This is a genomic window from Clostridium pasteurianum BC1, assembly GCF_000389635.1.
Classification (GTDB): domain Bacteria; phylum Bacillota; class Clostridia; order Clostridiales; family Clostridiaceae; genus Clostridium_I; species Clostridium_I pasteurianum_A.
The window spans coordinates 315,705-335,062 of the sequence record NC_021182.1 but is presented as its reverse complement, the minus strand read 5'-3'; the positions used below and the strand labels follow the sequence as shown (position 1 = coordinate 335,062).

The following is a 19,358-nucleotide window of genomic DNA, read 5'->3' as shown; positions in this document are numbered from 1 at the left end:
CGTACTAACCAACTTTATAAATTTGCATTAAATTATGAAGATGTGGTACATCAGTAACTTTTTTATAAAACTTACCTTTTCCAGAAATAAATCCATATTGTACCTTACAAGGTTTATGTCCAAATTCTTCCCATGCATCCTTTGCACTCAATATTCCATAATCATTAATCCAAGGTTTTTTATCTTTTTCTGATAATTCATCCCAATTCTTATATAGGTTTTCATGATTTTCTATATCACAAATCCTTTTCCATCCTGGATGTTTTTCACAAAATTTCAGGGCATACATAGCTGCTTCTTCAGGAGAATATTCTTCTCTTTCAAAACATTCTTCACGGTATAATACACTATTACCTTTATCATCACATTCTATTAATAGCCATCCATCTTTATAGAACTTTGCTTTATATCTATTACCTAGTATTAGGTCATAATTATTATGCTCTTTTATATACTTTGCCTCCATGATTCTATCTCCCTACTTTCCCAAGTCTCACCTGGTTAAACCTCCACCCATTAGCAACCTCCTCTTTTTCCAACTCATACATTCCATCTAGTCCATATATTTTCTCAATCTCTTCAAAACTTTTTCCTTCGCTTAGGAGCTTGACCATTCTGTCTACTTCATGGATAAATTCATTGATATCCTTCTTTCTAAGCTTTCTGCATAAGGATAAAATTTTATCTTTTTTATCCTGGTCTATATTGCTTAATGCCTTTTTTATAGCTAATTCCTTATCATAGGCCCTTGAAAAATTCTTTAAATATCCCATACTTTAAAACTCCTTCCTTACTTCTTTCTAATGACCCATTAATTTAGCATAACGCTCATCAAAGGGATCATTAGCCAAATTCTCTGCTGCAATTTTAGCCGCTCTGTCACTTGCTTCTAATGCTTGTGCTTCCATAGCTGAATAATCATTCTCTCTCTGTTCATAATCATTGAAAGTTGTTTTTTTATGGCCTGTATTTTTACTATTAATGTAGGTATCTTCCAAAACTTTAACCATGTTTTCCTCATTTATTAACCAATCAAAGTTGCATGAAGTCCACTTACCATTTCTACCTGAAAGGAAGTCACTTTTTTCAGCTTTAGAGAATAGCTCTTGAAAAATTTTAATATCTTTAAAAGTTTTACAGCGAGCTTTTAAAGTAGCTTTTCTTTTTTTAGTAAGGGTTGTGGCCCTGGGTAAGGATTTGCATATGTTGTTATAAAGATTTCTGATATCTTCGTAGTTTACATTTTCACTGAGAGTTTCTGTATCTTCTGCCTTAGACTCACCTTCTATATCCTCATTAGAGTTATCATTAATATCCACATTATCCACAGAGTGATCAACATTATCCGAAGGATTAATATATATATCTTTATTTTCTTTTTTATTTTTATTTTCATTTTCTTTTTTGTTTTCTTTTTGCCCACTTATCGTTGACGAACCGCGCGACGTATCGTATACCGTATCGTCACTAAAATTATCATTAGTAGACAATAAATTGTTTCTCTGTAATTCTGCAATAAAAAGCTGTCTGATCCTTGGACTTTTAATACTATCCATAACATAGAGTAATAAAGACTTGTCATCTACCTGGGTGAATTCTTTATTTATACAATCTTCAACTGGCTTGCCTCCTTTATTAAGATTAAACTTACCCCAATTTCTTATAGCCAATTCTCTAGTTTTCTCATTATATTTAATAATTTTATGATGCTCTTCAAACCTAGCTAATAGACTATTTACAGACTCAATAGAATAGCCAAGTTCGTAAGCAATAAATTTAGGCGTTATTCTATAAACTCCTATTTGTGTAGTATGGGAATTTGTCAAAAGATATAAAAAGAATAGTTTATCTTCAGGTGTGAAAGTTTCTGCTACTTTTGGAGATTCCCAAAAATTTGTATAAATGAATCTATATTGAGCCATTATATAGCCTCCTTCAAAATTTCTATAACTGCATGTCGTCCTATGGCCGTTTGACAACTTATCCCGTCCATTTCAAAATTAATATTGAGTATTGAATTTCCAAGTCCATATTCACGGACTATAGGGCCTTCAATGATTCTCTTGCCATAATATGCTTTTACAAAATCACCTGCCTTTGCAAGCTCGCCTACATTAGATTTAGTTGCTATAGTCGTGTTATCTAAAATAACTTTGTCCATATCCATTACAGCAAGCTGCTTAGACCATTTAAATTCCTCTTTGCCTTGTCTATTTACATAAATGGTTTCAAAGTTTTCATTATCCCTAAGTTCAATGCCAACTCCACCGCCACCGTAATGAATTATGAGGTTTAAATAAACATTGGACTTATATTTATTTATGACATTTTGCTGATCCTGTGATATTTCATGGATATTTGTACTCAAAACCTTAGTTTCTGTAATTTTTTCTACTACTTTTGTAATATTTTTAGGCTTTTCTATGACAGGTATATCAAATATAGACAATTGACCAATAAGATTTTCTTGCTTATAAGCACTCATTTTTTTAATTGCCCCCTTAACTTATAGCGAAAATATGCTATAATGGGACTAAGGGTATTTTGCAGAATCCCTTAGCCAAAAATTTAAGATAATTTTCTACTGAACCCTTTGCAGAGGGTTTATTTTCTTTTTTGGATAATCATATTCATTAGCTATCCGTATCGTGTAGTTTAAGTCTCTAGAATGCTTAATTAATACATAATCTTTATCAAAAGATACAATGGTACCTAATTCTAAATTTCCCATAAATATTTCTATAAACAAAGATGTACTATTATCCCTAAAGGATTTATATTTTCTAAATATTATTCTAGATACAACATGTTCTCTGTACATAATGTCATTAATTGTTATCCTGGATTCAGATTCTAAATCAAAATTAAATATCGCATCAACCTTCATTTTCTTAATTTCAAATAACTTTTTTTCTTCATTAAAAATCATCTAACACACCTCACTTTCTAATAAAAATTTCCTATGTTCTTTCAGCTTCTTTAAAGCTTCTTGATGAATAGCCTTATCCTTTGCAGTATCCTTAGGAATAACAGCTTCCAAAGCCCTAATCTGCCTTTCTGTTTTATTTAAGCTACCTGGTAAAACAACATTTAATGCCATTTGAATCACCAACTTTCTTCAACAACGTATCCACGCTGCCTTAATTTTTTACATTCAGCTATATCAAGCCTTTCAAGACTTATTCCATAGTCCTGCTTCATCCTAATAAGAAAAGTTTTGATTCCAGGTATTAAATCTACTACCTGTTCAACTTCCTTATAGAGTTGTTCACGATGTTCATTGTTATCGATACTTTTCTTATTCATGGTCAATTTTGATATGTTATATAATGATTCAAGAGCTTCTGGAATCTCTTCATGAATAAATTTAAAGATCATGGTCTGAATATTATCATCTATTCCATTTAAAACAGGAGTATTGATAATATCTAGCTTTTTCTCTGACAAATAGGCAATCTTTAATTCCTCCATGCCAGACTTTCTTGAAAGATTTACAATAACATCTTCCGGAATATTCCTGCTACCTGTACTATATCTAGACATGGCACTGGAAGAAACACCTGCTACATCTGCAAGTTCTCTACATGAAGCACCTGTACTACACTGTAATTTTTTTAATGTCTTTGCTACTAATGTACTCATTGCTTAACTGCCTCCTTAAGAATTCTGTCTATGTCACCTCGTGGCACGCCTGTAAATAAACTTATAGCTGAATATGACTTTCCTTGTTTCCTAAGAGATATTACTTCTTTTTTCTGTTTTGATGATATTCTCATTGATTTACCTCCCCTAAAATTAATTTTTAAATTTTGTACTGAATTTATATATGAAGCATAGAATATAATGTACATTTATACCCTCAAACACATTGAATTTAAGAAGGCTTTTCAGCCCAATCATCATAGGTTTTTATACTAGCTTAAAAAGTAATTTTATCTTTTTTAAGTAGGTCGATTAACTGGTCAACTTCTTCAGGTTGGAGCTTATTTATAAGTATTTCTGATAAAGTCTCATTAAATTTTTCATATAGTTCTGTAGGATCTTTAGGCTTATTCACTGTAACTTTTAATAGCAAGCTCCACACCTCCCTTTATTAATGCTGTTATTATTAATTTATGTTGATGAAATTTTTTATTGCCTAATTGTCACTTTTAACCACTTATCTAGTGACAATATTTTCTATAATATATTAACTAAGTTCTAGTTTCTCAAACTTAGTTTTCAAAAAAAATTTTGTTAAAATCATCTTCATTTAGCTTTAAAATATTCTTTATTTTTAAAGCTAAATCAATAGTAACTTTAGTTTTCCCATTTTCAATTAGACAGTAGCTAGCTTTATTTTTATAGTTTAATTTCTGAGCCATATCTTTTTGAGTTAATCCAGTTTCTGCTCTAATTTGAATCAAAAGTGGTAAATTCATGTTCTAGCCTCCTTAGTTTTAGTTTCTCAAACCTTATATCTTGATTATAGTTTGAAAAACTAAAACTGTCAATACAAGAGTTTAATTTTTTCAAACTTTTGTATACTTATTGATTAATTATGGTATTATTAGCGTATAAAGTTTAAAATATTTAAACTATAATGAGGTATAAATTATGGATAATAATGTATTAGGAAAAAGATTAAAAATATTACGTAATGAAAAAGACTTAACACAAGAACAATTTGGTAAGCCATATAATTTAAAGAAATCAACTGTGTCTCAATATGAGTCAGGATCAAGCAAACCTGATGATGAATTAAAGAAAAGGATTGCTAGAGATTACAATGTTTCTTTAGACTGGCTTATGGGAATAAGCGATATTCGCAATCCATATAAAGATGCTTCTAATACAAAGATACCTGAAGCACTTAATGATGATAGTGAATTATCTGAATTTTGGAATACATTAAAAGAAAGAGAAGATTTAAAACTATTATTTAAGCAAACTAAGGACTTACCTCCTAACGCTGTTAAAAAAATGATGAGAATTATGAAAGCCATTGAAGATGAAGAAGATAGAAATGATGGATAAAATATATACATATTAGGAAAGGATGATGTTTATGGATATATTGGATAAACCTTTGCTAAAGGCACTTTTAAATGAGGATATACCATTCTATGAGGTAATGAATGCATTTAATATAAAAACCACTATAGCTTTCAATATTCCATCAGTTCTTCTTGGTTTTGTTTATTTAAGCAGACGTGGAAATTATCATCTGATATTAAATGGTGAAATTAACTATAAAACTCAATGCAAAGTATTTATTCATGAAATTAAACATATAGCTGAAGATATGCCCTCCATGGGCTACATAATAGGATTGGACATGCAGCACACATACATTGAAAATGCTGCTGATGAATTAGCTAATATTTTATATGACGCAAAATGATTACTCAAAACTTTAGGTTTGAGTTTTTATTTTTACCTTTCGGGGTAAATTTTGTATTAGTTGCTAAAAAACATAAGAGAAAAGGGAGATATAAACATGTTTAAAAACTTAAGAGAACTATTTTCTTTAAAGAAAACCATTGAGCAAAAGAAACTTGAGATCATGGAAAAAGATAATTATATTAATAAAGTTAACAGTCAAATTTCAGAAATTGACAAACTATTAAATGACAAAGAGAATTTAAAAAATAGTATTCTAACAGAAGCTATGGAATTTGCTTCAAAAAAATCACATGAGGTAATACAAAATATATCAACTGATATTCATGAAATTGTTAAGCAAAAAGCTTTGAAACAAAATGAATTATTGGAAACTGAAACCCAATTTGAAAAAACCACAAAAAGCTTAAACACTTCTTTAAAAAAATTATCTAAATCTAAAACATTATATTCCACATTCAATAATGCTATAGATAGATTCTTTAATGCGGAACTTGGAGATTCTTATAAAATACCTAAACTTAAATTAGATGAAGCAGAACAATTATCCCCAACAGTTACATTAAAATTACATAGTATGGACGTTAGGGAGCTAAAAAAGAAATTTAAAGAAAATGATAAATTAATTGAAGAAATCCTAAAAAAATATGAAGCTAGATACAATACTAAAGCTAACATAACTATTTACAGATTAATGGTCATAGCTCTGAGAGCCGAACTTCAAAATATATTGTCAAATCTAAAATATGAAAATCTAGAAGATTCCCTTAACAGTATTACAACTATGATAGAAAAATACTTTATAATTATTGGAGATGGTAATAAAAGTATTGCTGGTACTTTAGCTAAATTTATTGGTGAAATAGAACTTCTTTTTAAAAACGCAGTAAAAATAGAATATGAGTATTATTTGAAAAAAGAAAAAGCAAGACAAGAGCAGTTAGCTATTCGTGAACAAATGCGTCAAGAAGCAGAAGAAAGAAAACGCCTTGCAGATCAACAAAAACAAGTGGAAAAAGAAGAAGAAAAATACAATAATGAAATTGCTAAATTGCAAGCATTGATGAATACTACTGAAGATATCAGCAAAACAAATGAGTTAAATGCAAAAATTTTAGAACTTCAAAACTATATTAAAGAATTAGAAACAAAGAAAGATGAAATAGTAAAATTACAAAACGGTAAAGCTGGAAATGTTTATATAATTAGTAACTTAGGTTCTTTTGGTGATGATATATTTAAAGTTGGAATGACCCGTAGAATAGATCCTCAAGAACGTATTAATGAATTAAGTAGTGCAAGTGTACCTTTTTCTTTTGATGTCCATTCATTTATCTTTTCAGATGATGCTGTAGGTCTTGAATCTAAGCTTCATGATATATTGAAGGAAAATAGACTTAATCGTGTAAATATGAGAAAAGAATTCTTCAAAATTAATATTGATGAACTTGAAAAACTTGTAGCTGACATAGATCCAACTGCTGACTTTAATAAAACAATGTTGGCAGAAGATTTTAGACAATCAATGTCAGTTGATAGTATTTTAGAATCATCAGAAGATTCTTATAATGATTTAAAAGTTAATGCATAAATTAATATAGATAATAATATACTAAAAAATTTCAATTTTTATTTTTACGCTATGATTTGTTGCAATATTTTTTAAGGAGAACATAGTATGCAATATTATAAAAATCCTAATTTAAAAATAATATGGTCTATAATTGTCTTATCTCCATTTATAGTTGCTGCCTTAGTCTCAATTAACATTGTAGATATACCTACTTCAAATGATTGGATTGGTTTTTATGCTTCAATTATTGGTAGCTTATTGGGTGGATTATTAACATTTTATAGTGTATATCTAAGCATGGATGGAGTAAAAGGACAAATAATTCAACAAAAAGAAGCAAATAATTTACTTAAGATTCAATTGGATAATGATATCAAAAAATACAAAGAAGAGCAAAGATTAAGTATTCGTCCATATATAAGTGAGCACTCAGAACAAACTGATAATGCAATTAACTATTATGCACATATATTTGAAGTCGATTATTTTAATTTTACTTACACTGATGAAATGAAAATTAAAATTAAAAATATTGGTATTGGCCCACTTATTTCTCTTAGTGTTATAGGAATTAGAAAAGCTTATATGGATGATGAATTAATTGAACCTATACATAGAGAAGTTAAATCACTTGAAGTTGGCGGCATTATGAACTTAAATATATCATATATGACAGAAAGCGAGTATTTATCAGCAAAACTAGATGTTGAAATTCAATATTATGATATATTAGATAATCAATACAAGCAAGTAATAAGAGTAAGCCTATTTAGAGATGAGTCTGGTTCATATCAGAAATGCATGATCGAATCTATTTCAAAACAAGAGTTAATTAATAATGAATCATTAGCAGGCTCTTAATTACACAATGATTAAAATTATTAGAATATAAGCACAAAAGAGAATTTTTGTATATTATTAATATTTAGGGACAAAATTAATGTTATTTGAGGTGAAATAAAAAATGATAGCAGCCATATATTCACGAAAATCAAAATTCACCGGCAAAGGTGAATCTATAGAGAACCAAATACAGCTCTGTAAGGAGTATGCAGCTTCTCAGCTAAGAGATAATGATATAACTGAATTTTTAATATATGAAGATGAAGGCTTTTCCGGAGGGAACACAAATAGGCCTGAATTCCAAAAGCTTATGGATGATGCTAGACTTAAAAAATTTGATGTACTCATATGTTACAGATTGGATCGTATAAGCAGAAATGTATCCGACTTCTCTTCAACTCTTGAAATACTTCAAAAGCATGATATTGATTTTATAAGCATAAGAGAGCAGTTTGATACAAGTACCCCTATGGGAAGGGCCATGATTTATATTGCCAGTGTTTTTGCTCAGCTTGAACGTGAAACTATTGCTGAAAGAATACGAGATAATATGCTTGAATTGAGTAAGACGGGAAGATGGCTTGGGGGTACTGCTCCTATAGGATATAATGCAGACCCAATTACATATTTTGATGCTGATATGAATGAAAGAAAAATGGTTAAACTTAAGCAGGTGCCTAAAGAATTGAATACAGTAAAATTACTCTATAAGAAATATCTTGAATTAAAAAGTTTATCAAAAGTAGAAACCTATGCCTTGCAGAACAGCATTAAAACAAAACGTGGCTCTGATTTTACAAAGAATAATATAAGGATTATATTGACCAACCCTGTATATGTAAAAGCTACTGAGAATGTCTTTGATTATTTAGAAAATGAAGGTATAACTACTTGTGGTGATCCGGATGGAGAACATGGTCTTTTAACCTATAACAAGCAGAAATCAGTATCCAATGACAATGGTAAAACAGTAAGAGTATTCAGAGATAAATCTGAATGGATTGCAGCTATAAGCTCTCAGAAAGGTGTAATTGAAGCTGATGATTGGCTTGAAGTTCAGAAAATATTGAGTGAAAATAAAGATTCATTTCCTAACGAAGGTAAGACTCATAATGCATTGCTTACCGGTAAAATTAGGTGTGCTAAGTGTGGCAGTAATATGCAGATTGCTCATGGTCATATAAGCAAAAAAACAGGTAAACAAATATATTATTATGCCTGCTCCATGAAAAAGCATTCTAAGGGTGTGAGATGCAATAATAAGAATGCAAAAGTATCAGAGCTTGATCCAGTTGTAATAAAACAACTTAAAGAACTTGCATATAATAAAGAAAGCATTATTAATAAATTAGAAATGAAAAATAAAAAAGCCAGGGAATTAAATAAATCTTCGAACAGAGAAGAGATTTTAAATAACTCCATAGCTGATAAAAATAAGCAAATACAAAATTTGATGAACAAATTGGCAGTAGCTGATGATATTTCAGATTTGCTCATAGAGAAAATTAGATCTTTAAAAAATGAGATTAAAGAATTAAAAGTACAATTGGATAATTTAAATAAACTAAACTCTGAATTCACTGATACTGAGTTAAATTTGTCCTTTATCAAACTTATGCTTAATAGGTGTTCTATGATAGACTCTTTACCTAATGAAGAAATAAAACAACTTATAGATGTATTGATAGACAAAATTACATGGGACGGTGAATCCTATGGGGTTACTATAGATTTTATAGGCAGTAATCCTGAGGAAGATGAAGAGTCTAAAAAAAAATAGCTCTTCTATTCCCTTACTTTGGCAAAATGTCGCAGTTTAGTTCAATTAGCACCTGCATCTAAAATTGCTTCATAGCATGATTGACATGCTCCTGCATATATTACCAGATCATCATAGTTAGGTTCATAGTCTCTTAATCTTGATACAGAATCAACAAAGTATTTTGAATTTCTATAATTATTCAAATCAAAATAATCTTTTACTCCTTTAGCTACTCCATCATGCCCTGTTATTACTACTATATCTGGTTTAACTTCTTTTACAATGTTAACTATTTCTTCTGGCTGCTTACTTTCAGGAATTACTTTTCCTACTACATTAATGGATAGCTGTTTATACACTTTAATACAAACATCCAGATAGGTAGCATCTCCATCTATATGAAGTATTTTACCCGGTCTGCTAAATACCATACTATCACTACTATCAATGGTGGTAATCTTAATTTTTTTTAAGTCTCTGTCATAATTTTTAGCTGTTTCGCTTTCTCTACTATTTCTTTTACTTTTAGTTTCTCTATTAGCTTTAACATTTTTTCTATCTCTATTGTTCTTATATCTTTTAGTATTATTACTGCTATTTCTAGAATTAATTATATTTTTTATAGACTCATTAACCTTTCTATTAAACACTATGTCAGATATTCCAAGACTATCCTCATCAATTTGTTCAAGATCTTCTAATGGAGCATCCGCCACTATTCTTAAATTAACGCCATTAAGTATATATATAATACCTTTATCTGTATCTGTAATATCAATAATTTTAAAAGTTATATCTTTGTCATAAGACTTTCTTACTACCGTATCACCTATTTTCATAACCCCACTCCATAAAATTACTATTATATTTTATGAACTGTAATGATGAAATGTTAAAAGTCATGTAAAATATAATTTTTATACTTACATGACTTAATTAATTATCATATAATCTTTTATTCCTTTTGATTATACATTTCTTTAAAATCATCAATAAACTTATTGAATTTTTCTCTTTCATCTATTAATTCTTGTATTTTGTTGTTGAAGGTACTTTGCCCCCAATTAACTTCATTATAATAAAATCTATTGCAAAGTCTCCAAAATCGCTGGGGAAAAAGTAAAAATGCATATAATACTCTGTACTCATATTCCTCTAAAGGTGATATTTTATTATAGGAATCAATTATAAGCTTAGCATATTTAATATCCCAGTCGCATCTCTTTAGTACTTTCATCATGTAATTTGACAAATCATATACTCTAACTTCCCTTTTACAATAGTCAAAATCAATGACATTAACTTGATTTTCACTATCTATAATTATGTTATGATAAGTATAATCATGGTGGCAAAACCCCTTTTCTTCCTCAGTTTTCTTACATAAATTCATATATTCAGAAGTATTTAAGATCTTTATGGCTTTTAGCCCAATTTGTTTAAAAAAATCATAATTTTTAATATAATTCAAATCAAATTGTGCTTTATTGCCTTTTTTTCTAGCCATGTCTCTCATTTTTTCGAAGGATCTAACTCTCTTTTCCATAAGATGAGGCCATCTCCCAAGGTCAGTCTTCAATTTACTATTTTCTGGCGGTTCATATCCTTTTGATTTTTCATGTAATATAGCAAGAGTCTGAGATGCATTTGTTAAATCTTCATTTTCATGAAAATTGCATTCTCTACCTTCAATCCACTCTGAAAGTGTATATATATCTTCATTTACAAGTGCATAGGGATTATCTTCAATATTTAAACAATATCTATCCACTTTTGCAAATCCTTTCGAAATAAGATGTTCTTTTGCAGAATAAACAAATAGAAGCTTTTGAATACCGTAATCTATCTTTTTAAGGCATTTATTACCTTTATTGGTTTTTAAATAATATACTCCTCTATTGGGTTTAATAGATTCGATTTTTAGATCAAATTGCCTCTCTATTTCAAATTCCCTCATCATCTTAATCACCCCCCATAGAAATATGTATATGATTATTATTACTTTTTTAGAATAAGTTTATTGTACAAGTTATAAAGCAGCATATATTTGGATAATTATCATTTTAGGCCTTATAATTATCTATTAATAAATATATTTTATTATTTGTTTAATATACATAATGCATATTCAAAATATTCGCCGCATCTTTGACTTACTATTTATCTTCATATGCTAAAATCATTAACACTTTACTGTTCATATTAATATACTAAAGTGAACCAATTACGAAAGGTATATATTATGAAAATAGGAATAGATGCGCGGGCTGCCAAATTGTATAGGGGCACTGGTATTGGCACATATACTTATCAATTAATAAATTGCTTAAATAAAATTGACACCATCAATGATTATTTATTATTTATGCCTGACAATTCAAATATTGATATAAGTTTTTCTAAAAAATTTAAAATAAATAATATAAATGAAAAAGTCAGTAACAATTTTTGGGATCAAGTTAATGTCCCTAATATTTTAAGCAACAAGGATATACAGTTATACCATGTTCCACAAAACGGAGTGGGTATACCTCTAGACAAAATATGTCCTTTTGTTATAACTCTACATGACGTAATTCCCTATAAAATGCCTGAAACCGTAAGTGATAGATATCTTCATATTTTTAATGAAGAACTGCCAAACATAGTTTCTCTCTGTGATGGTATCATAACAGTATCTAATTTTTCAAAGGATGATATATCAAAAGCATTTAATTTTCCAGTTAATAAAATATATGTAACCTATCTTGCCGCTGAAAACATATATAAACCGTTAAATAAGAGGATAAGTAAGGAAATTATTAAAAATAATTATGGAATAACTGGTGATTTCATATTATATGTTGGTGGTTTTAGTCCTAGAAAAAATATAATAGGTCTTCTACAGGCTTTTGAAAAGCTTTTATCAAAAACCACAAAAGATTTAAATTTAGTTATTGCAGGTACTAAGGGAAAGTCCTATGAAATCTATAAAAGCTGTGCTGAAAAACTCCACATCGAAAATAACGTTATATTTCCTGGCTTTATTCCTGTAAATTATATGCCCTATTTATATAATTCAGCCGAACTCTTTGTTTATCTATCACTATATGAGGGCTTTGGCCTTCCACCCATTGAGGCTATGGCCTGTGGTGTACCCGTGGTAGCTTCAAATGTTACATCCCTTCCCGAGATACTTAAAGACTGTACCCTATTAGTGGATCCAAAGGATGAAGATAAAATTTGCAATACATTATACAGATGCTTAAAGGATAATAAGCTTAGATGTGAGTTAATTTACAAAGGTTTAAGTATAAACCAAAAATTAACCTGGGAAAATACAGCTGCTTCTACATTAACCGCTTACAAAAAAATAATCAACAGTATTTAAGGCATATGCAAAAAGTTAAAAGCCCTTTATATCTTAATTAGTAGATTTAAAGAACTTTTAACTTTCCATACTAATTTTTAAAACCCATCTATTTCTTGTTTAAATTCCTTTAGAAATTCCTGTCTATCTGCTTCAAAGTGAATTTTCCTCTTTAACCTAGATGTAAAAATTTTTTCCTCCCAATCCTTTCTTTTAGAATAATAATCTTTAGTTATATCATAAAAATCCTCTGGAAAAGTAAGCATGCCAAACAATACATTGAATTCATTTTTATTTAATGTATTAGCAGTACAATAATTATCTAAAATAATCCTCGCCTTATCTATATCGAAAGAAAAATCCTTTGTTACCTTATTAATAAAGTTGCATAGATCATGAATTTTTAAATCAATTACCGAAAAATCAAAATCTACAAAATAGGCATTATCATCATTGATTATTATATTGTGATGAGCAAGATCATGATGGCACAGTACTATTTTGTCCTCTTCGCTGCAAAGCTTATAATAAGAAGTTTTATTTAAAAATGTTATACAATCATCAATCTTTTTTATATAGCTATCCACATTCATTAAAAAAATATCATCAAATTCTGATTTATTTTCATAAAGATTTACCATTCTCTTAAAAAATAACATCTCTTCTTTTTTTCTATTAACATTTTTCAAAAGATTACCACATATATTTTTATTAGAATTTTTATATCTAAAGCCTTCTGATGCTTTATGAAGTTCACCTAAACCTTTAGCAGAAACCGCTAAATCTACGGGATTACTGAATTCACATTCTCTCCCTTCAACTTTATTCATAATGCAATAGAATTCACCTTTCCATTCCGCATATTTTTTACCATCTATGCTATCTTCAAAACCCATGACACGCTTAAAATTTGTACTTATATATTCTAAAGCTTTAACTACAAAATCAAATTCCTCTAGGGTACAATCTATTCTCTTTAATATTTTATCCCCTTTATCAGTAATAATTAGAAATACTTTTCTTATTGGAATCAAATCTAGCACTTTTAAATCAAATTTTTCAAAAAGTTTCACATCTAAATCATATTTGGACAGATAAGCTCTGTCCCTATATCCTAAATCCACCATAGTTTAACCTCCTATTAATGAATCTTATAAAATGCTATTACCATCCTGTTCTATAGCCCTATTAAGACTCATAACATACTCATTTATATCCCACTGTTTTTTACTTAACCTGTATCTTTCACAACACTTCATATATACATGTGGATAAGATACTAACGCTTTAATAAAACTATTGCTATTATTATCAAATCCCTCCACTTTACAAAAATAGCTTATTATTTTTTCTAAATCTATGTGGCTTCCGTTTCTTTTAAGTTTACTAATTAAATATACCCCGTCCATCTCCAGCATATTATAAGCGCATTTTTTTAAATTATTTATTTCTATTTCATTATTTTTTCTAAGATTATCAAAATAAGTATTTCCAAGACAAATTTCAAATCTTCTCATACTTCTTTTAACCAGGCCTATATAATTACAATGATTTATTATATCAATACATTTTTCCGCTCTACTTAAATAGGAATCCGAACTCTGAAGCACCATATTTTCAAATTGATTTACAGAATTTTTAGATTTAAAACTTTTTAAGTCCCTTTTTAAATTTTTTATACGCATTTTGTATTTTTCAACGGTTTTGCCTATTTTATTAGGAATTAATTTAGAAGCAGATTCATTACAGTTTAATACTGCTATATGGAAAAGGTACATAGAATCTATTTGTTCTAAAACCTTATCCTCCGTAATATTACCTAATATATCATTGGAATTATCATTTTTTACTAGTTTAATATTGCTTTTACTTAAACACTGTTGAAAGGAAAACACTTCACTTTCTAGCATAGACAATCACCTCGATTTGTGATGTTTTGTTAGCTTTCTTATTATTTCATGTTCTTTTTCTTCAAGTTCCGCTATTTTTTTTGTTCTTCTCTTTATCTTTTTTAATCTTTTAACTCTTTCACTTAATTCTTCAATCTTTTTATCATAATCACTTATGTTTTGTCCCTCATCATTTATAGTTTCAATTAGATTATCAACAACATGCTTGCGTTTACTCATATATTACCTCCGTAATTTAAATTTCTAAATTTCTCTAGGAATTCTTGTCTTTCATCTATGTCTAATTCTATCTTTTTTAATTTATTCAAGAAAAACTCTTCTCCCCAAGGCTGCTTCTCCCAATAATATTGAATACCTACTTGCCAAAAGTCCTGTGGGAATTCCATAAATGCAGTCATAACAGGTATATCGTTTTTTTCTATAGGATATATAGAGTTATATGCATCCAATAAATAGATAGCATTGGACATATCCCATTTACCATTTTTCATTTTTCTTATTAAAAGACTTGATAAATCATGAAGATGTGTATCTAAAATGCAGTAGTCAAAATCTATTATGATTACCCCTTCGTCCTTGTCTATAAGTACATTATGATGGGCAAAATCATGATGACAATATCCATTCTTCTTCATTTCCATTTTCATTTTATTTAAATAATCCGTTTTATTTAAATTTATTATACTTATATTAGCTCTCTGAACTTCTCTACTGAGCATACTTTTATATTTGTAATCAAATTCTGTCTTATTTTCTTTTTTTTCAATTCTATTTTTAAAATCCAATATCTCATCTTTTCTCGTGCTAAATACTTTCTGCCATTTAAGCCAATTATATCTTGGATTCATTTCTTCTGTTACAACAAAGCCTTCACTTTTTCTATGCAAGCTAGCAAGGGTAGAAGCAGCTAAAATTATATCTAAAGGATTATCGTAATTACATTCTCTTGCAATTGCCCATTTGGTAAGAAATGCATAATACTCACCAAATCTTATATAATTTTCACCATTTTTATTTTTTATTATTTTAGGTACATTATTAAAACCCCTATTAATTAAATGGTTCATTGCTTCCAATATGAATAAAAAGTGTCCATATTCATAGTGAACAATCTTAAGACAATATTCCTCAGAGTTTCCTTCTAGCTTATAAACGTTTTTTATTTTTATTGCTTTATTAACATTTACTTCATAATTACCAACTACTAGCTTTATTACAGCTTCTAGTTCCATAACTATGCCTCCAATAAGCATTGTTCTCCTTTATTATATGAGGTTTTTTCAACTATGTGAATGATGGCACATTTCTTAGTGAAGATTAATATTATTAATATAAGTACAACAATTATAATCTGACTGATTTTTTTATCTCATATAATAATATTGGAAATATAATATGAATATTTAAAAAATAAATTTATTATCTGTAAAATAATTGTCATTTTATAATGCACAACATTTATTAACTACTCTATATGCTTATTTATTAATCAATTTTTGAGGAGTGTATTCAATGAGAATTGCATTTGATGCCCGAGGAATAAATTGGTATAAAGGTACTGGTATAGGTACTTATACAGAAAATATTTTAAAAAACCTTATTTCCATAGATAATTTAAATAAATACGTTCTCTATTGGTCCGGGGAAAATTATGAAAAGTTTAAAAGCAAAAACACAACTATAAGAATGGCATCAAAGAGATATCATAGATTTTTTCAAGAATACTTTTTCCCAAAGGACATAAAAAAAGATAATATAGATATATACCACATATCTCAAAATGGAATAGGACTTTCACAGAATATAAATTGCTTAAAGATAGTAACAATACACGATTTAATACCATATATTATGCCAGAAACTGTAGGTAAAGGTTATCTACTAAAATTTTTAAGAGATATGCCGCGGATTATTGATGAGGCAAATGCTATAATAACAGTTTCCGAATACTCAAAAAAAGATATATTAAAATTTTTTCCTATTAGTCCTGATAAAATATTCGTTACACCCTTAGCTGCGGATAGTATATATAAACCTTTAAACAAAAATAACTGCAAAGAATATATTGCAAAAAAATACAATATAAATTCTCCTTTTATACTTTATGTAGGTGGTTTCAGTGCAAGAAAAAATGTATCTTCTTTGATTAAAGCTTATGAAAAGATATCAAATGAAATTAATAAAGATATTAAGCTTGTGATTTGTGGTGCAAAAAAAGATGATATTGAAAATTTAATAAAAATGAGCTGTAATTCAAAAACTTCCGATAATATAATTTTTACAGATTTTATTCCCACTGAAGACTTACCAGTTTTTTATAATTCCTGTGAAGTATTTGTATATCCATCTCTATATGAAGGCTTTGGACTTCCTCCATTAGAAGCAATGAGTTGTGGGACTCCAGTTATAACTTCAAATAGTACTTCTATTCCAGAAGTCACTAGTAATTGTGCTATGCTAATAGACCCTCTTGATATAGATATGCTTTCAGATAAACTTTATAAAGTGCTTACTAGCGGCGAAGTTATAAAAAAGGATTTATCCATTAAAGGCCTGAAACGTTCTCTAGAATTTTCCTGGCTAAAAACAGCTGAGAATACATTGAAGGTATATGAGAATGTATATAAAATTTCACAGATATCTTCAAATATAATTTAATCACTACAGATTTTAACAGAAACAATTTAGGCATCCCAAAAGAAATATCAAGTGAAAACTGTCAGATAAAACTGATTATTTCTTTAAAGATGCCTAAGCAAATATCCCCTAATTAAACCCCAATTTTTTGTAATTAGTAGCTCTCTTTATATGCTACATCTAAATTATAAAATACTTTTTTAATGCTGTAAACGTTTTTTACAGTTATTTTAAAAATATTTACACTTTAGTCACTTTTAACTGATCTGTAGTAAAAAAATCAATACATTACTTTAGCTCATCTGTTTGTTCTAAGCTAGTTTGTAAATTATATAAACTATCATTTAAAGGCTTACCGTTAATAGAGGTATCAATTATAGTTTGTAATACTTTATTTCTTATGATATTAAAATTATAACTATATTGCATATTTCTAAGTCCTAAAATCTCATCTATAGCCATTCTTCCTATATTTTCATTATTATAGAAGATATTCTTTTTATAAAAACTATCATCACTATAGGAATTAATATTAGAAGACATAAATCCATATCTAGTATATTCATAGGCTGATAACTCCTCATTAGAGCTTAAAAATTTAGTAAACTCTAAAGCTGCAGAATTATTCTCGCTTGTTTTTAGGAGCATTAAATTATCTCCAAAATTTATATTATCTCTATTTCCACCTTGCTCAAAAGCTGGAATTTTTTGCGCCTTTAACTTTCCACTTAAATCCGGATATTTATTTTGTATATTATACATAGTGCTTAAATTACATAATAATGATACGGTATCCCCTCTTACAAACGATTGTATTTTATCAGTACTTTCCTTATCATCTTGTGAAATTTTACTATTATATATATTATTTAAAAGATCTGCAGCCTTTACAGCCTTCTCATTAAGTAAGTCTATTTTTTTATCTTTATTAAAATAACTGACTCCAAGTTGTCTTAATGCTAAATCGTAAATAGCTCCATTATTAAAATAATCTGAAGAAAGCATAAGTTTACCATTGGACTTTACTGGATTAACTCCAATATCTATATATTGCTGCCAAGTTTTAATATCCTCCGATTTTATATTTAAGCCTCCAAGTATATCTTCTCTGTAAAGCATAAAGGTTGGTTCTACATAGAGTGGTACAGCGTAAACTTTATTTTTATATGTATTGTTATTTATTTGATTTTTAATAAATATATCTTTATTAAATTGAGAAATTGATGAAGCATCTAAAAAACTACCTTCAAATTTATTTATTATTACAGGTACATTTTTATCTCTTACTACAACAATATCAGGAAGATTAACTTTCTCTTTTAAGCTGTTAGATAGATTATCCTCCAATTTATCCTCAGCTAAAGTAGATATATTTACGTATACATGGGGATATTTTTTCTTAAATAATACCATAGCATCATTTATTAAAGCCTCATTTGCATCTGTTGTCCATATATTTACTTTTCCTTTGATTTCCTCTACACTACTATTTTTAGATTTAGTATCACAAGAAACTAAGCTCATACTCATAAAAACTACAACTAATATAATAATTATTTTTTTCATAAATGTTTCTCCCAGTTTAAGAAAATTTTAGTTAAAATATATTGATCAATGAATCTTACTCAGTGGGAGTTTGTATTTCCACTGAGTTTAGATGAATTATCCAGGGACGTGTCGCTGTTATCTCCACCTTTAGAAAAGTAGAGAACCAAAATCTTTGATTTTGTGTGAATCACTTTCACAGAGTGCAAGCAGGCAAAACAAAATTTATTTTGTATTTGATCACTTTCACAGAGTGCGGTGGGGTATTACAGCGACTAGTCATCGGATAAAACTAACGATTTAAAGATACTACATATATTAATTTTAAGTTTATATAGTTAAAATGTCCATAGATAT

General features: G+C 28.5%; 23 protein-coding genes and 1 pseudogene. 7 read left to right on the top strand and 17 right to left on the bottom strand.

Annotated features, from left to right (window positions below; genetic code table 11):
- Positions 1-4: 4 nt before the first annotated feature.
- The 10 genes from CLOPA_RS24065 to CLOPA_RS01535 form a co-directional block, all read right to left on the bottom strand.
- Positions 5-466: a hypothetical protein gene (locus CLOPA_RS24065; protein ID WP_015613713.1), complete on the bottom strand. Its 462-nt coding sequence runs from the start codon at positions 464-466 to the stop codon at positions 5-7.
- Positions 467-470: 4 nt separating this feature from the next.
- A complete protein-coding gene (locus CLOPA_RS01565) occupies positions 471-773 on the bottom strand; it encodes a hypothetical protein (protein WP_015613712.1) in 303 nt (100 codons plus the stop codon).
- A gap of 27 nt (positions 774-800) precedes the next feature.
- Positions 801-1,922, bottom strand: coding sequence for a hypothetical protein (locus CLOPA_RS23505; RefSeq protein WP_015613711.1), 1,122 nt, complete (start codon positions 1,920-1,922; stop codon positions 801-803).
- The gene (locus CLOPA_RS23500; protein WP_015613710.1) at positions 1,922-2,485 is read right to left on the bottom strand and encodes a hypothetical protein; all 564 of its coding nucleotides are present in this window, start codon (positions 2,483-2,485) and stop codon (positions 1,922-1,924) included. Before CLOPA_RS23500 ends, CLOPA_RS23505 begins: the two co-directional genes overlap by 1 nt.
- Before the next feature lie 96 nt (positions 2,486-2,581).
- Positions 2,582-2,887 (bottom strand): hypothetical protein, encoded by a 306-nt coding sequence (locus CLOPA_RS01550; protein WP_155241851.1) that lies wholly within the window; start codon positions 2,885-2,887, stop codon positions 2,582-2,584.
- Between the two features lie 42 nt (positions 2,888-2,929).
- Positions 2,930-3,100 carry a hypothetical protein gene (locus tag CLOPA_RS25485; RefSeq protein WP_172638596.1) on the bottom strand — a complete coding sequence of 57 codons (171 nt, stop codon included), beginning with the start codon at positions 3,098-3,100 and terminating at the stop codon, positions 2,930-2,932.
- A 5-nt stretch (positions 3,101-3,105) separates the two neighbouring features.
- Complete coding sequence (locus CLOPA_RS01545; RefSeq protein ID WP_015613707.1) at positions 3,106-3,642, bottom strand: helix-turn-helix domain-containing protein; 537 nt, start codon at positions 3,640-3,642, stop codon at positions 3,106-3,108.
- On the bottom strand, positions 3,639-3,776 hold the full coding sequence (locus CLOPA_RS24680) for a hypothetical protein (RefSeq protein ID WP_155241850.1): 138 nt from the start codon (positions 3,774-3,776) through the stop codon (positions 3,639-3,641). The genes CLOPA_RS01545 and CLOPA_RS24680 overlap by 4 nt, the downstream gene beginning before the upstream one ends.
- Positions 3,777-3,919: 143 nt before the next feature.
- Complete coding sequence (locus tag CLOPA_RS24675) at positions 3,920-4,075, bottom strand: hypothetical protein (RefSeq protein ID WP_015613705.1); 156 nt, start codon at positions 4,073-4,075, stop codon at positions 3,920-3,922.
- Between the two features lie 139 nt (positions 4,076-4,214).
- Positions 4,215-4,421, bottom strand: a complete 207-nt coding sequence (locus CLOPA_RS01535) for a helix-turn-helix transcriptional regulator (protein WP_015613704.1) — start codon at positions 4,419-4,421, stop codon at positions 4,215-4,217.
- A gap of 175 nt (positions 4,422-4,596) precedes the next feature.
- Between CLOPA_RS01535 and CLOPA_RS01530 the strand changes: the two genes are divergently transcribed.
- The 5 genes from CLOPA_RS01530 (at position 4,597) to CLOPA_RS01510 (ending at position 9,578) form a co-directional block, all read left to right on the top strand.
- Positions 4,597-5,016: a helix-turn-helix domain-containing protein gene (locus CLOPA_RS01530; RefSeq protein WP_015613703.1), complete on the top strand. Its 420-nt coding sequence runs from the start codon at positions 4,597-4,599 to the stop codon at positions 5,014-5,016.
- A 31-nt stretch (positions 5,017-5,047) separates the two neighbouring features.
- Positions 5,048-5,383, top strand: a complete 336-nt coding sequence (locus CLOPA_RS01525) for a hypothetical protein (protein ID WP_015613702.1) — start codon at positions 5,048-5,050, stop codon at positions 5,381-5,383.
- Between the two features lie 96 nt (positions 5,384-5,479).
- Positions 5,480-6,973, top strand: coding sequence for a GIY-YIG nuclease family protein (locus CLOPA_RS25750; protein ID WP_015613701.1), 1,494 nt, complete (start codon positions 5,480-5,482; stop codon positions 6,971-6,973).
- Between the two features lie 87 nt (positions 6,974-7,060).
- Positions 7,061-7,816, top strand: coding sequence for a hypothetical protein (locus tag CLOPA_RS01515; protein ID WP_015613700.1), 756 nt, complete (start codon positions 7,061-7,063; stop codon positions 7,814-7,816).
- A gap of 103 nt (positions 7,817-7,919) precedes the next feature.
- Positions 7,920-9,578 (top strand): recombinase family protein, encoded by a 1,659-nt coding sequence (locus tag CLOPA_RS01510; protein ID WP_015613699.1) that lies wholly within the window; start codon positions 7,920-7,922, stop codon positions 9,576-9,578.
- Between the two features lie 44 nt (positions 9,579-9,622).
- Here CLOPA_RS01510 and CLOPA_RS01505 read toward each other — a convergent pair.
- Together CLOPA_RS01505 and CLOPA_RS01500 are read right to left on the bottom strand one after the other, a co-directional pair.
- Positions 9,623-10,399: pseudogene (locus CLOPA_RS01505) on the bottom strand (sporulation peptidase YabG); the annotation flags it as partial.
- A gap of 116 nt (positions 10,400-10,515) precedes the next feature.
- Positions 10,516-11,520 (bottom strand): CotS family spore coat protein, encoded by a 1,005-nt coding sequence (locus CLOPA_RS01500; protein WP_015613697.1) that lies wholly within the window; start codon positions 11,518-11,520, stop codon positions 10,516-10,518.
- A 282-nt stretch (positions 11,521-11,802) separates the two neighbouring features.
- On the opposite strand from CLOPA_RS01500, the gene CLOPA_RS01495 reads away from it, so the two are divergent.
- Positions 11,803-12,930 carry a glycosyltransferase family 4 protein gene (locus CLOPA_RS01495; protein WP_015613696.1) on the top strand — a complete coding sequence of 376 codons (1,128 nt, stop codon included), beginning with the start codon at positions 11,803-11,805 and terminating at the stop codon, positions 12,928-12,930.
- Positions 12,931-13,007: 77 nt separating this feature from the next.
- On the opposite strand, the gene CLOPA_RS01490 is transcribed toward CLOPA_RS01495, so the two are convergent.
- Genes CLOPA_RS01490 through CLOPA_RS01475 form a run of 4 tightly spaced genes read right to left on the bottom strand, consistent with a single transcriptional unit; the run spans position 13,008 to position 16,051 of the window.
- Entirely contained in the window at positions 13,008-14,036 is a 1,029-nt protein-coding gene (locus CLOPA_RS01490) for a CotS family spore coat protein (RefSeq protein ID WP_015613695.1), read from the bottom strand.
- Between the two features lie 24 nt (positions 14,037-14,060).
- Positions 14,061-14,819, bottom strand: coding sequence for a hypothetical protein (locus CLOPA_RS01485; protein WP_015613694.1), 759 nt, complete (start codon positions 14,817-14,819; stop codon positions 14,061-14,063).
- A 6-nt stretch (positions 14,820-14,825) separates the two neighbouring features.
- Positions 14,826-15,038 (bottom strand): hypothetical protein, encoded by a 213-nt coding sequence (locus CLOPA_RS01480; RefSeq protein WP_015613693.1) that lies wholly within the window; start codon positions 15,036-15,038, stop codon positions 14,826-14,828.
- On the bottom strand, positions 15,035-16,051 hold the full coding sequence (locus tag CLOPA_RS01475) for a CotS family spore coat protein (protein ID WP_041711109.1): 1,017 nt from the start codon (positions 16,049-16,051) through the stop codon (positions 15,035-15,037). Before CLOPA_RS01475 ends, CLOPA_RS01480 begins: the two co-directional genes overlap by 4 nt.
- Before the next feature lie 280 nt (positions 16,052-16,331).
- Here CLOPA_RS01475 and CLOPA_RS01470 point away from each other — a divergent pair, with 280 nt between their 5' ends.
- Positions 16,332-17,477: a glycosyltransferase family 4 protein gene (locus CLOPA_RS01470; protein ID WP_015613691.1), complete on the top strand. Its 1,146-nt coding sequence runs from the start codon at positions 16,332-16,334 to the stop codon at positions 17,475-17,477.
- 267 nt (positions 17,478-17,744) lie between these two features.
- On the opposite strand, the gene CLOPA_RS01465 is transcribed toward CLOPA_RS01470, so the two are convergent.
- The gene (locus tag CLOPA_RS01465; RefSeq protein ID WP_015613690.1) at positions 17,745-19,022 is read right to left on the bottom strand and encodes an ABC transporter substrate-binding protein; all 1,278 of its coding nucleotides are present in this window, start codon (positions 19,020-19,022) and stop codon (positions 17,745-17,747) included.
- Positions 19,023-19,358: the final 336 nt, after the last annotated feature.

Coding starts and splice junctions, on each gene's coding strand:
- CLOPA_RS23505 (WP_015613711.1), bottom strand. CDS start 1,922: ATGGCTCAATATAGATTCATTTATACAAATTTTTGGGAATCTCCAAAA.
- CLOPA_RS01495 (WP_015613696.1), top strand. CDS start 11,803: ATGAAAATAGGAATAGATGCGCGGGCTGCCAAATTGTATAGGGGCACT.
- CLOPA_RS01515 (WP_015613700.1), top strand. CDS start 7,061: ATGCAATATTATAAAAATCCTAATTTAAAAATAATATGGTCTATAATT.
- CLOPA_RS01530 (WP_015613703.1), top strand. CDS start 4,597: ATGGATAATAATGTATTAGGAAAAAGATTAAAAATATTACGTAATGAA.
- CLOPA_RS01550 (WP_155241851.1), bottom strand. CDS start 2,887: ATGAAGGTTGATGCGATATTTAATTTTGATTTAGAATCTGAATCCAGG.
- CLOPA_RS01490 (WP_015613695.1), bottom strand. CDS start 14,036: ATGGTGGATTTAGGATATAGGGACAGAGCTTATCTGTCCAAATATGAT.
- CLOPA_RS01480 (WP_015613693.1), bottom strand. CDS start 15,038: ATGAGTAAACGCAAGCATGTTGTTGATAATCTAATTGAAACTATAAAT.
- CLOPA_RS01565 (WP_015613712.1), bottom strand. CDS start 773: ATGGGATATTTAAAGAATTTTTCAAGGGCCTATGATAAGGAATTAGCT.
- CLOPA_RS01500 (WP_015613697.1), bottom strand. CDS start 11,520: ATGATGAGGGAATTTGAAATAGAGAGGCAATTTGATCTAAAAATCGAA.
- CLOPA_RS23500 (WP_015613710.1), bottom strand. CDS start 2,485: ATGAGTGCTTATAAGCAAGAAAATCTTATTGGTCAATTGTCTATATTT.
- CLOPA_RS01465 (WP_015613690.1), bottom strand. CDS start 19,022: ATGAAAAAAATAATTATTATATTAGTTGTAGTTTTTATGAGTATGAGC.
- CLOPA_RS01525 (WP_015613702.1), top strand. CDS start 5,048: ATGGATATATTGGATAAACCTTTGCTAAAGGCACTTTTAAATGAGGAT.
- CLOPA_RS01510 (WP_015613699.1), top strand. CDS start 7,920: ATGATAGCAGCCATATATTCACGAAAATCAAAATTCACCGGCAAAGGT.
- CLOPA_RS25485 (WP_172638596.1), bottom strand. CDS start 3,100: ATGGCATTAAATGTTGTTTTACCAGGTAGCTTAAATAAAACAGAAAGG.
- CLOPA_RS24680 (WP_155241850.1), bottom strand. CDS start 3,776: ATGAGAATATCATCAAAACAGAAAAAAGAAGTAATATCTCTTAGGAAA.
- CLOPA_RS25750 (WP_015613701.1), top strand. CDS start 5,480: ATGTTTAAAAACTTAAGAGAACTATTTTCTTTAAAGAAAACCATTGAG.
- CLOPA_RS01535 (WP_015613704.1), bottom strand. CDS start 4,421: ATGAATTTACCACTTTTGATTCAAATTAGAGCAGAAACTGGATTAACT.
- CLOPA_RS01545 (WP_015613707.1), bottom strand. CDS start 3,642: ATGAGTACATTAGTAGCAAAGACATTAAAAAAATTACAGTGTAGTACA.
- CLOPA_RS01475 (WP_041711109.1), bottom strand. CDS start 16,051: ATGGAACTAGAAGCTGTAATAAAGCTAGTAGTTGGTAATTATGAAGTA.
- CLOPA_RS01485 (WP_015613694.1), bottom strand. CDS start 14,819: ATGCTAGAAAGTGAAGTGTTTTCCTTTCAACAGTGTTTAAGTAAAAGC.
- CLOPA_RS01470 (WP_015613691.1), top strand. CDS start 16,332: ATGAGAATTGCATTTGATGCCCGAGGAATAAATTGGTATAAAGGTACT.
- CLOPA_RS24065 (WP_015613713.1), bottom strand. CDS start 466: ATGGAGGCAAAGTATATAAAAGAGCATAATAATTATGACCTAATACTA.